Origin of the sequence: Actinopolyspora mortivallis, from assembly GCF_003001495.1 — a bacterium.
GTDB classification, from domain to species: Bacteria; Actinomycetota; Actinomycetes; order Mycobacteriales; family Pseudonocardiaceae; genus Actinopolyspora; species Actinopolyspora mortivallis_A.
Genome location: NZ_PVSR01000063.1, coordinates 1 through 11,120, shown reverse-complemented (window position 1 = coordinate 11,120; position 11,120 = coordinate 1). Strand labels below are relative to the sequence as shown.

The 11,120-nt window shown below is 70.3% G+C and carries 9 protein-coding genes; 2 read left to right on the top strand and 7 right to left on the bottom strand.

Annotation, left to right across the window (positions count from 1 at the left end; all coding sequences use genetic code 11):
• Nucleotides 1-396 precede the first annotated feature (396 nt).
• A complete protein-coding gene (locus CEP50_RS19205) occupies nt 397-1,026 on the top strand; it encodes a GtrA family protein (RefSeq protein ID WP_106115321.1) in 630 nt (209 codons plus the stop codon).
• A gap of 136 nt (nt 1,027-1,162) precedes the next feature.
• On the opposite strand, the gene CEP50_RS19200 is transcribed toward CEP50_RS19205, so the two are convergent.
• The 7 genes from CEP50_RS19200 to CEP50_RS19170 form a co-directional block, all read right to left on the bottom strand.
• Complete coding sequence (locus tag CEP50_RS19200; RefSeq protein WP_106115320.1) at nt 1,163-2,671, bottom strand: family 43 glycosylhydrolase; 1,509 nt, start codon at nt 2,669-2,671, stop codon at nt 1,163-1,165.
• A 252-nt stretch (nt 2,672-2,923) separates the two neighbouring features.
• Nucleotides 2,924-5,464: an alpha-L-arabinofuranosidase C-terminal domain-containing protein gene (locus CEP50_RS19195; protein ID WP_106115319.1), complete on the bottom strand. Its 2,541-nt coding sequence runs from the start codon at nt 5,462-5,464 to the stop codon at nt 2,924-2,926.
• A gap of 164 nt (nt 5,465-5,628) precedes the next feature.
• Nucleotides 5,629-6,345, bottom strand: coding sequence for an ABC transporter ATP-binding protein (locus CEP50_RS19190; RefSeq protein ID WP_106115318.1), 717 nt, complete (start codon nt 6,343-6,345; stop codon nt 5,629-5,631).
• Nucleotides 6,346-6,355: 10 nt separating this feature from the next.
• The gene (locus CEP50_RS19185; protein WP_106115317.1) at nt 6,356-7,435 is read right to left on the bottom strand and encodes a hypothetical protein; all 1,080 of its coding nucleotides are present in this window, start codon (nt 7,433-7,435) and stop codon (nt 6,356-6,358) included.
• Nucleotides 7,425-8,423: a hypothetical protein gene (locus tag CEP50_RS19180; protein ID WP_106115316.1), complete on the bottom strand. Its 999-nt coding sequence runs from the start codon at nt 8,421-8,423 to the stop codon at nt 7,425-7,427. Before CEP50_RS19180 ends, CEP50_RS19185 begins: the two co-directional genes overlap by 11 nt.
• A gap of 190 nt (nt 8,424-8,613) precedes the next feature.
• The gene (locus tag CEP50_RS19175) at nt 8,614-9,888 is read right to left on the bottom strand and encodes an ATP-binding protein (RefSeq protein WP_106115315.1); all 1,275 of its coding nucleotides are present in this window, start codon (nt 9,886-9,888) and stop codon (nt 8,614-8,616) included.
• A 21-nt stretch (nt 9,889-9,909) separates the two neighbouring features.
• Complete coding sequence (locus CEP50_RS19170) at nt 9,910-10,584, bottom strand: response regulator transcription factor (protein ID WP_026449254.1); 675 nt, start codon at nt 10,582-10,584, stop codon at nt 9,910-9,912.
• Between the two features lie 150 nt (nt 10,585-10,734).
• On the opposite strand from CEP50_RS19170, the gene CEP50_RS19165 reads away from it, so the two are divergent.
• The coding region (locus CEP50_RS19165; protein ID WP_374957111.1) for an inositol monophosphatase family protein at nt 10,735-11,120 on the top strand (386 nt) is incomplete at its 3' end.

Genomic DNA, 11,120 nt, shown 5'->3' with positions numbered 1-11,120 from the left:
CGGAAACACCGGGCAGCTCCCCACCCGGAACGAGTCCCCCGACGGAGGAACCCGGAACGGGTTCGACGTCTCCGCCCCCGACACCGGGGAACCCGCCACCGACCACCTCCGCCCCACCGGAGACCGACAGGGGGCCGGAGCCCGGCCCGGCACCCCGGGAGACCACCGAGCGCGGACACGGGCCCCACGGCCACGGGCCGCCGGACGGGCGGGGGTCACCTCCCGGCCACGGCCGGGGCGGCCCGCCCGAGCCCCCTCCCGGACAAGGACACCGATGAGCATGAAGAGACATATCGCCTCGAACGGGCGAAACGTTACTGTGAGATCATCCACTCTTCGGGTTTTCCGTGCTCCGCGTACCGGGGAAACCCGAGAGGAACTCCGTAGACTCGGCGGGTGTCTGTAGTCGATACGGTGCTCACGCGCGTGCCCGCCCCGCTGCGGGGTCTGGTCGTCAGACATCGCGAGCTGGTGAAGTTCGCCTTCGTCGGCGCGAGCACCTTCGCCATCGACACGGCACTGTTCTACCTGCTCAAGTGGACCGTGCTGGAACCGAAGCCGGTCACGGCCAAGGTCGTGGCGGTACTGGTGGCCACCCTCGTGTCCTACGTCCTCAACCGGCAGTGGGCCTTCCGCACCCGGGGCGGGCGTCGACGCCACCACGAGGCCGGGCTGTACTTCCTGGTCAGCGGGACGGCCGTGGCGCTCTACGCGGCACCGCTGTGGATCTCCCGCTATGTGCTGCACCTGCAGACGCCCCACACCACACCGCTCGTCGAGGAGCTGGCCGACTTCACGGCGGGGCAGGTACTCGGCGTGCTGCTCGGCATGGCCTTCCGCTGGTGGGCGTTCCGCCGCTGGGTCTTCCCCACTCGGGAGTCGGAGAGCACCGAGCGCCCCGACGAACGTTCCAACGTCGAACCCTTCCCCGTCGGGCGGGCCGCCGGGGAAGGCGGCGGTGACCAGAACGGCGCTGCCCACGAGCCGGACGAGGAGCAGGACGTCTCACGTCCCGCCGCGGGCTGAGCGCGGCCCCGGAACCGGGTGGGATCCGGCGGACCCCACCCGGAAGTCCGCGCACGCGGGGGGCGTTTCTCGTGCGCGGACCGCCTGGAACCCGCCACGGCATCGGACGAGGACTCGCGGTGCCGTGGCGGGCGACTCACCGCACCCGGAAGGTCGCCCGCTGTCGGTCCGCCCAACCCCGGGGACGCTCGACCACGAGCCTGCCCTCGCGATGTGCGAGATAACTGTGCGGGTCCTCCGACAACCGGAAGGACACGCCGTCGCGACCGGCCAGCCCCTCGTCCCGGATGAACCCGCTGGCCCGGCCGTACTCGTCGCTGTCGGCGTAGGGCGCGATCACGAGGGAGCCGTCACTCACCCGGACGTGGTGGTCGGGGAGATCGACGCACCGCAGCGCCACCCTGCCGGGGTCCAGGAAGCCGGGCACGATCCGGAACTGGCTCCGCTCGACACGGTCGGCGACCCGGTCGACCACCAGCCGGCCACCCTGTCCGTGCCGCACGAAGGACTCCGGGCTGTCCAACGGTGAGAGCCGGACGACCGACTCGCCCTCGGCGATCGGTATCCCGAGCGCGGGCGTCCCGTCCGGGTACCAGTTCAACTTCTGCACCCTGGTGTGGCGGTTCGGGTCGTACAGCGGGTCGCCCTCGATCTCCCGGTAGGACCGCGCGTGGTAGACCAGCACGTCGGTCTCGCCGTCCTCGGCCACCGTGAAGGAGTTGTGCCCGGGGCCGTACCTGCTGTTGGCCTCGTTGGTCTCCATCACCGGCTGCGGGGACTTGGTCCAGGAGGCAGGGTCGAGCAGGTTCGCCTCCGCGTCGGCGGTCAGCAGCCCCACGCAGTAGTTGGCGTCGGTGGCGCTGGCCGAGAAGGTCATGAAGACCCGCCCGTTGCGGACCAGCACCGCCGCCCCCTCGTTGACCCTGAAACCTCGGGTCTCCCACTCCTTCGTGGGCACCGCGATCCGGACCGGGTCCCCCTTGATCGCCACCGGCGAGTCCATCTCGGCGATGTAGAGGTTGCTGTTGGTGTCGATGCCGGGTTCGGCCTGCGCCCACACGTAGTACAGGCTGCCCCGGTGTTCGAAGGTGGTGGCGTCCAGCGCGAAGGTGTCCCAGGCGGTGGTGATCTGCCCGCGCAGCTCCCAGGCGTCCTCACGGGGGTCCTCGGCACGGGACTCGAGCACGTACATCCGGATGCGGAACACGTCGTCGGAGTCACCGGCGGCGAAGTAGATGTACCAGCGGCCGTCGATGCGGTGTAGTTCCGGCGCCCAGATGTGGCCACCCATCCTTCCCGAGGAGGGGCGTTTCCAGACCGTGCTCTCCCTGGTGTGCGCCAGCCCCTCGAGGGTGGGTGCCCCGCGCACGACGATGCGGTCGTAGGCGGGCACCGAACCGGTCATGTAGTACATGCCGCGGTGGGGGTAGGTGATCCACGGGTCGGCCCGCTGCTCGATCAGCGGGTCGCGCGTGGGTACCACGGAGTCCGCGCCGCCGGCAGGGGGGCCGTGTCCGACTCCCCCACCTGGCCGCTGCTCCGCCGCACCCGCCGGGGTGCCGAGCAGCGGCACGGCCGCCGCTCCCGCCGCGGCGGCTCCTCCGCCGCGCAGCAGCGAGCGGCGGTTCAGGTTGTTCTGCGTCATGTCGTGCTCCTCGTCGAAGTTTTCCGCGCGCTCTTTTCGCGGTGCTCGCTCGGCGGGCGCAGTGCTTTCGGCGCTCGGAGCGCCGAAACGACCACGTACGCGGCTCAACCGACCGCGGGTTCTCCCGTACGGCTCTCGCGAGGAAGACCCGACGTTGTGTCGGTGCCTACCCGATGTCGGGCCCGGCCGGAGCGAGAGCCGCGCGGGAGGTTCCGCCACCCGAGCCCCGGGAAACCGGTCGGCGGATTCCCCTCAGTTCTCGTGCTTGATCCGCATCACGGTGATGGAGTGGGCCGGGAAGGTGTGGGTGAAGTTCTCGTCCACACCCCGCACCACGGACTTCTCGGGTGTGATCGGCCGGGACTCGGCGGTGTTCACCGCGTCGGGATCGCCCTGCAGGGTGGTCAACCGTGCCGTGGAGGCCAGTCTCCCGGCACCCTCGATGTCCAGTTCCGTGCGTGCCGGGTTGTCCTGGGCGTTGACGACCTTGACGATCAGCTCCCCGGTCTCGTTGTCGCGGGTGACCACCTGGCGGAACGGTTCGGCCCGCTGCTCGTCGGTGAAGCTGCCCCACTTCTCACCGTCGAGGAAGAGGGTCACCTGCCGCCCGCGGACCTCGATCCGGATGTCGTACTCCCGGCCGGTCTCGATGGTGGTGTCCTCGGACAGCACGGTCTCCGAGCTGCCGGCGGTGGTCTTCTGCACCGCCGAGCGGGTGTTGTTCCAGCCGCCCAGGTTCCACCAGTAGTAGTTGCCGGTGCCCTTGACGCCGAAGGCGACGAGGAATCCTTCGCTGCCAGCGCGTTTGGTGGCACTCAGCTGCAGGTCGTAGTCGCTCCAGCTCTTGTCGCCCGCCGTGACCATGGTGTTCCGGACACCGGTGTCGGACTGCACGTAGGCCCCGTCCTGGACGGACCAGTCACCCGTACCGGTGAGTTCGCTCCACTGCGAGGCGTCGCCGGAGAAGTCGTCGGTCAGCAGTGTCCGGCCGTCGGCGGAGGTCACCCGCACGTCGTCGTAGGCAGCGCTGGTGTTCCAGGTGGACAGCCCCACCGCACCGCTGATCGGTTCGCGTTCCACCGGGGTGGAGGAGGCTTCGCTGGGAACGACCTCGTCACCGACGTTGTTGCCGAACAGCTTCTGGGCCTCGTAGGAGGCCGAGCCCCACGAGCGGTGGTTGTCGAACCAGATCATGTCCGGTGTCCACTGCGGATCGTCCTCGTGGGCCAGCAGTGGGGCGTAGGAGCTCATCCGCACCACGTCGGCGTTGCGTTCCAGGCCGGTCATGAAGGCCGACTCGACCAGCGCGTTGTAGAACCTGTTGCCCTCGGAGGCGTACTCGGTCAACGAGACCTTCGGTCCCGAGCGGTCGTAGGAGTCGTAGCGCCGGTTGTTCTCCAGGAACCACTGGGGATTGTTGTAGTAGTGCTCGTCGACCATCTCCGCGTTCTGCTCGCGGGCGAGTTCCCAGGCGCGGTCGAAGACGGGGCCGCTGTCGTCGGGGCCCGAGTTGGCGACCACGGTGATCCCGGGATAGCGCTGCTCGATGGCCTCGCGGAACTTCGCGAAGTGTTCGTAGAAGTCCTCGGGCAGGTTCTCCTCGTTGCCCACGGCCAGGTGCGTGAGCCCGAAGGGCTCGGGGTGGCCCATGGCGGCGCGCTTGGCACCCCACTCGGTGTCGACCGGGCCGTTGGCGAACTGGATCAGGTCGAGGGTGTCCTGGATGTGGCGTCGCAGCAGCTGCGGGTCGTGGGTGGCCTCGTTCTCACCGCAGCCGGTGACCAGAGCGGGCACCACCGGCAGCGGCATGGCACCGATGTTCTCGGCGAACCGGAAGTACTCGTAGTAGCCGAGCCCGTAGGACTGGTTGTAGCCCCAGAAGTTGGCGTTGGTGGGGCGTTGCTCGACCGGACCGATGGTGTCCTTCCACTGGTAGGAGCGGCGGCGCTCCCAGTCCGGGGCCTGGTAGGACTCGTGGCTGCCGGTGTTGACCAGGCATCCGCCCGGGAACCGCAGGAATCCCGGGTTGAGCGCCTCGATCCTGCGGGCCAGGTCCGGGCGCAGCCCGTTGGGCTCGTTCTTGTAGGTCTCGCGCGGGAAGAGCGAGACCATGTCCAGCCGCACGGTTCCCGAACCGTGGGCGAGCACGCGCAGCCGACCGGTGGTGGTGTCGCTGTGCGCCACGAAGGTGGTGGTGTACTCGGTCCACTCGTCGCCCCGAACCCGGACCCGCATGGTGCGGCCGACCGGAGAGCCGGAGCCGTCGGTGGCGGTCACGGTCAGCGGGGTGCCGCCGGGTTGGTCGCTGCGGGCCCAGACCGAGAAGTCGTACTTCTCGCCGCGTTCCAGCGCCATCCCGGAGTGGTATCCGGCGTTGGTCACCCCGTAGGCGGCACGGCCGTGGGCGTTGGGACGCAGTCGCAGGTAACGGCGGTTGTTCTCGTTGAGCCGCTCGGCGTCGTCAACCACCTCGGCGGATCCTTCGGCGCCGCCGACCGAAGTGGCGCTCCAGCCGGTCATGGGGGTGTAGGAGGGGTTGTCCACCGTGTCGTACTCGAAGGAGCGGTTGCGTACCAGCTCCGCGTAGATGCCGCCGTCGGCGGCGTCGTTGATGTCCTCGAAGAAGACTCCGTGCATGGTCTCGGGGATCGAGGTGGTCTCCCCAGCGGCGTCGACCCGCAGGGAGTAGTCGATCGGTGAGCTGTCGGCGGGGTCCGCGAACGCCGAGGGCAGCAGCGTTCCGCCCAGCAGTGCGGCCGTGGCCAGGCCGAGCACCGACTGTAATCGGGACATGCGGGCTCCAAGTCCTTTTCCGGATGACCGAAGTCCTTTTTGTTTGGTATACCGGACCAAGTCCGATATTCCGAAAAAGTAACCGCCCTCACACCGATGGTCAACAGGAGGCAACGGGGTGGTGACACCGCGAGCACCGCCTAGCGCACCGGACGGCAAACGCCCTATGTGCTGCCGCAGTCCCCGGAGGAGGCGGAGGTTTCGACCCCCTCGGGAGCCAGCCGACCGTCCTCCATGGGGAGGATCCGGTCGCACCGCCCGGAGACCCGAGGGTCGTGGGTGGCCACCAGGACCGAGGTACCCCGCCGGCGCATCGACAGCAGCAGCGTCACGATCTCGTGAGCCGTGGCGACGTCCAGGGCCGCCGTGGGTTCGTCGGCGAGCACCAGGCGGGGCTCGTTGACCAGCGCACGTGCTATCGCCACCCGCTGCCGTTCACCACCGGAGAGTTCGGAGGCCCTGCGGCGCGTGGCCCAGCCGAGACCGACGCTGTCCAACGCCCGCCCGGCCCGTTCGAGGCGCTGCCGCCGGTTGAGGCGCGGCCGGGCGTACTCCAGCGGAATGGTGACGTTGGCGAGGACGCGGTCGGACTCGACGATGGCGAACTCCTGGTGCAGGTAGCCGAAGAACTCGTTGCGCAACCGCGCCCGCCGCCGTTCCCGGAGGGGAGCGGGCTCGCCGTTGACGAGCAGTTCCCCGCCGGTGGCCGGCAGGGTGAGCCCGAGCAGGCTCAACAGCGTGGACTTGCCACAGCCGGAAGGCCCCGTCAGGGCCACGGCCTCGCCCGGCTCGACGGACAGCGACACCTCGCGCAGCGCCTCGACACGCAGACGCCCCCGCCCGTAGGTCTTGGACAGCCCGGAGGCCCGTACCAGGGTCATGACGACGTGTTCACCGGCCTCTCCGTTCGTACCCGCTCTGCTGCCTCACCGCCCAGCCCCACAGCACCAGGAAGAGCACCACGACCAGCGCCGCCATCCACCCCGCGGCCGGGGCGAGCGGACCACCGACCAGCAGGAGCCCGGCCAGCGGAGGCAACGGGGGCAGGAGGACCACGACGCCGACGAAACCGGCGAGCCGGGCGGCGAGACGTCCGTTGCTCGCCCCGTGGGTGCGGCGGATCACGAAAACCGCCCGCTGCCGGTGCAGCGTCCGCCGCGCCGTGGCGGCGAAGGCGACCAGCACGAGAGTCAGGAAGGCCGCCATCCCGACGACGTACATCGTGGACACGACCATGATCCCGGAGAGCCGTTTCGGCCGGTCGACCGCGATGTGACGTGGAACCAGGTAGAGATCTCCGGCGGCGCTGCTCGCGACGAAGTCGTCGACGTCGGACTCGGTCGCCTCCAGCAGCACGGTCCGCGCCATCGCCTCCTCACGTTCGTACCCGGTGAGCCGGGTCAGGGACTCGGGGGGCAGGTTGAGCACCAGCCGCTCGTCCAGCGGCACCGGGCCGAGATGGGCATCGAAGTGGGTGGCGGAGCGGGACAGCCGCTCGAAGGTGGTGAAGGTGTGGCCCGCGATCTCGACCGGCTCGGCCGGGGTGGCCACCTCGGCGCCGCGCATGGCACAGGGAGCCGGCTCGCACAGTTCCAGGTCGGGCAGGGTCTCCTCCAGCCGGGAACCGACGAACAGCACTGTGGGCACCCCACCCGCGAACTCCGGGTCGTCGACCCGCACGTTGTTGATGACGGCGGTGTAGGCGCGTTCCTCGCGGATCAGCTCGACGAGGTCGGACACAGCCCGGTCGGGCACCGAGGTGACCCGGGAGGTGCCGTAGTAGGGCTTGAAGACCACCGCACCGCGCCCGCGCAGTTCGTGGCCGCCGCGCAGGGCCTTGAACTGGACGAGCACGTCGGCGAGCAGCACGGCCAGCACCACGCAGGACAGCGCGATCACGGCGGCCAACGAGAGCATGGTGGGCCAGCGCCGCAGCGCCATCCGGACACCACCCCGGAGGTCACCCAGCACGGCCCGCCTCGCTTCGCACCCGCGTTCCGAGGACGGTGGCCAACAGCCACGTCCCCGCCGCGAGCAGCAGACCGCCCGCCGCGCCCGCGCCCAGCACCAGATACTCGATCCGGTCCAGCGGTTGCAGACCCACCAGCACGACCAGCGCGCCCGACAACGCGACTCCGCCCACGATTCCCAGGAACTGGAACGGGAGACCGCGCGGCCACACCTGCCACACCAACCGGGCACGGGTGGCGCCGTGCCGAGTCCGGATCGCGAACTCCTCCGCCCGGTCCCGCAGCCCCAACGTCCAGAACAGCGCCGCCGCCAGATATCCGGCACCCAGCAGTGCACCCGTGGCCCCCACCAACGGGTCGTCGCGGAGGTGTCGCCACAGCGGAACGCGCTGCGTCGAGAGATCCGCGAAACCGGCCCGGTACGCGATGTCCCTGATTTCGGCGAGCTCCTCGGGATCGTCGGTGCTGACGACGTACTCACCGAACGGCAGCGGGTACTCGCCGAGGGGACGCGCGTACTGCAGGTCACCCGCCCCCTGGGGTGGGGGCACCGTGCCGACGATCTCGACTTCCTCGGGCACGAGCGCCGGGGAGTTCCCCTGCCGCCACTGCCGTTGTGAGTAGGTGCCCTCGAACACGTGGCCCCGTCTCACCCGGCCCGGATCCCTCCCCGTCGGGTCCGACGGGGTGTACCAGGACAGCACGCCCCCGGGATCGGCCACCACCAGTCGGGGTGGGCCGTCGGTACTGGGAGCGACGACCAGCGCCAACGAGCGCTCGGTGAGGAAGCGGCGCAGTTCGACCGCCGCCTCGGTCCTGTCCACCCGGGTGGCCTCCTGCTTTCCGTTTCCGAACGACAGTGTGGTCACCGTGCCCGGTAGTTCGTAGGTGACCTCCCGGTGAGCACCGAGCGACCAGTGCACCGCCCACGCGGCGAACGTACTCAACACTCCCAGCAGGAGACCGCTGACAAGCAGCTTCACCCGCATGTACCGTTCCGCCTCGCCACCGGGGCACCTCCGAGAGAAGGATCATCACGACGGTAACAGCCGGCCCCGGCGGATCAGGCCGGAACGAGAACCGGACGACGGTCATCACATCGTCGGCGGATCGGCTCGGTGGGGACCGAACGAGCGTTCCGGGCGGAGGAACCACCGGAGACAGCGTGGTTCGCCGGGATCACCGCGGTGTGGAGTCGGTCCTCCAGGGGACTCCGAGCACGTCGTCGGCCCGGGCCACCGGCAGGTAGATCTCGAAGGTGGCCGGTCGGGCCGAGCTGAGTTCGAGCCGACCGCCGTCTGCCTCGACCAGCGCGCGGGCCAGGGCGAGCCCCACCCCGGTGGAGCCGCCGCCGGAGAACCCCCGGGTGAACACGTGCGGCACCAGCTCGTCGGGAACCCCGGGTCCGCTGTCGGCGACCTGCACCAGCACCGTCCCGCTGGCGTAACGCCCGGACAGCGACACCGTGCCCTCACCGTGCCGCAGCGCGTTGTCCAGCAGCACACCGATGGCCTCCCGCAGCCGCGCCGGAGTCGCGCGCGCCAACAACCCCTCCTCGATCCGGGGCCGCAGGGTGCGTCCCTCGGAGCGGAAGTGGTCACGCCACTCCTCGGCGACGGTGGACAGCTCGGCGGAGACGTCGAGAGGTTCGGCGTCCCGGGCCCGCGCGGCCGTGGCCGCGGCCAGCAGATCGTCCAGCACCCCGGAAAGCCGTTCGGCCTGCTCCAAAGCCGCCCCGGCCTCCTCGGCCGTCTCGGGGTCGTCGGTCTCGGACAGCGCCTCCAGCCGCAGTTGCAGCGCCGTCAACCTGCTGCGCAACTGGTGGGAGACGTCCCCGACGAGCTCGCGTTCCCGCTGCATCAGCTGGGACAATGCCGCCCCCGAGGCGTCCAGCGCGTCAGCCACCCGGTCCAGTTCCGGCAGCCCGTGCCTCCTGGGATCCGGGCGGAAGTCCCCCGCCCCCAACCGGCTCGCCCGCCCGGCCACGTGCCGCAGCGGCTCGGCCAGCCTGCGCGCGGTCAGGATGGCCACGAAGCCACCGGCGGTCGCCGAGAACGCCGCCAGCAACAGCACGCCCCCGGCCACCTGGAGCTGCTTCGTGCGCACCGGCCCGCTCGGCACGGCCAGTTTCACGGTGCCGCCCCCCACCATGGACACCGTTTCGACGATGGGGTCCTCACCCGGATCGTCGCCGTAGGAGTACCGCTGGTCACGCACCCGCACGGTCAGCCTGGCCTCGTGGGGGATCACCAGGCGGACGTTGGCCAGCTCGATCGGTTCCCCGGCGGCGACCTGCTCGTCCAGCCTGGTGGCGATCTGCTGCGCCCTGCCGGAGAGATCACCCCGGGTCAGGTCCTCCACGAGTTTCAGCGCGCTGACGGCGAGCGGGATCCCCAACACCAGTGCCGTGACGGCGACCGCGAGCAGCGTCGCCTGCAACAGTCGCCTGCGCATGTGCCCGCCCCCGAAACCGGATCAGTCGACGTTGAAGCGGAAACCCACACCGCGCACCGTGGCGATGCGTTGCTCGGCCGTGCGGTAGTGCCCGTCCCCGAGCTTGCGGCGCAGCCACGAGATGTGCATGTCCAGGGTCTTGCTTCCCTTGCGGCTGGGCTCCGGCCACACCTGACGCAGGATTTCCTCCCTGGTCACAACCTCACCCGCGTGCCACATCAGCACCCGCAGCAGCTCGAACTCCTTGTTGGCCAGCTGCACCTCGTGGTCGTCCACCAGCACCCTGCGCGCGGTCAGCTCCAGTCGAACCCCGCCCGCCTCCAGCGTCTCGGGCGCCCCCCGCCGTAACAGCGCCCGGATCCGGGCCATGAGCTCGGCCAGCCGGAACGGCTTGGCCACGTAGTCGTCGGCCCCCGCGTCCAGTCCCACCACGAAGTCGACCTCGTCGGTCCTGGCCGTGAGCATCAGCACGGGGGTTCCCCTTCCCTGCGCGCGGAGCCTGCGGCAGACCTCCAGCCCGTCCATCCCGGGCAGCCCGAGGTCGAGCACCAACAGATCCACCCCTCCCGCGCACGTCTCGCGCAGGGTCGCGTTGCCGTCCTCGAGCACCCGCACCGAGTACCCCTCGCGCTGCAGCGCCCTGGACAACGGCATCGCGATGGCTGGATCGTCTTCGGCCAGCAGCACTACGCTCACTCGTCCCAGCCTAGTTGCATCACCGGGCGAAGCGGGTGGCGCTTCGCGTGCCCGGGAACACACCCCGTCGCCATCCCCGGAAGGTGACGGACACCCGACCACCCCGCTGGGCTCTCCGGACGGACTCCTTAGGCTGCGGTCGTGAGCACAGTGACCGACCTGGAACTCGCCTGTCTGCTCGCCGACCGGGCCGACGGCATCACCAGCGCACGTTTCCGTTCCACCGACCTGCGAGTGGACCGCAAACCCGACCGCACCCCGGTGACCGACGCCGACGTGGCCGTGGAGGACGCGGTGCGCGCCGAACTCGCCGAGCACCGGCCGGGCGACGTCGTCGTCGGCGAGGAACGCGGCGGCAGCGCCACCACCGGGCGCAGCTGGATCATCGACCCGATCGACGGGACCAAGAACTTCCTGCGCGGGATGCCCGCCTGGGCCACGCTGCTGGCCCTGGTGGAGGACGGGACGCCGGTGGTGGGCGTGATCAGCGCTCCCGCGATGGGGCGGCGCTGGTGGGCCGCCAGGGGGGCGGGGGC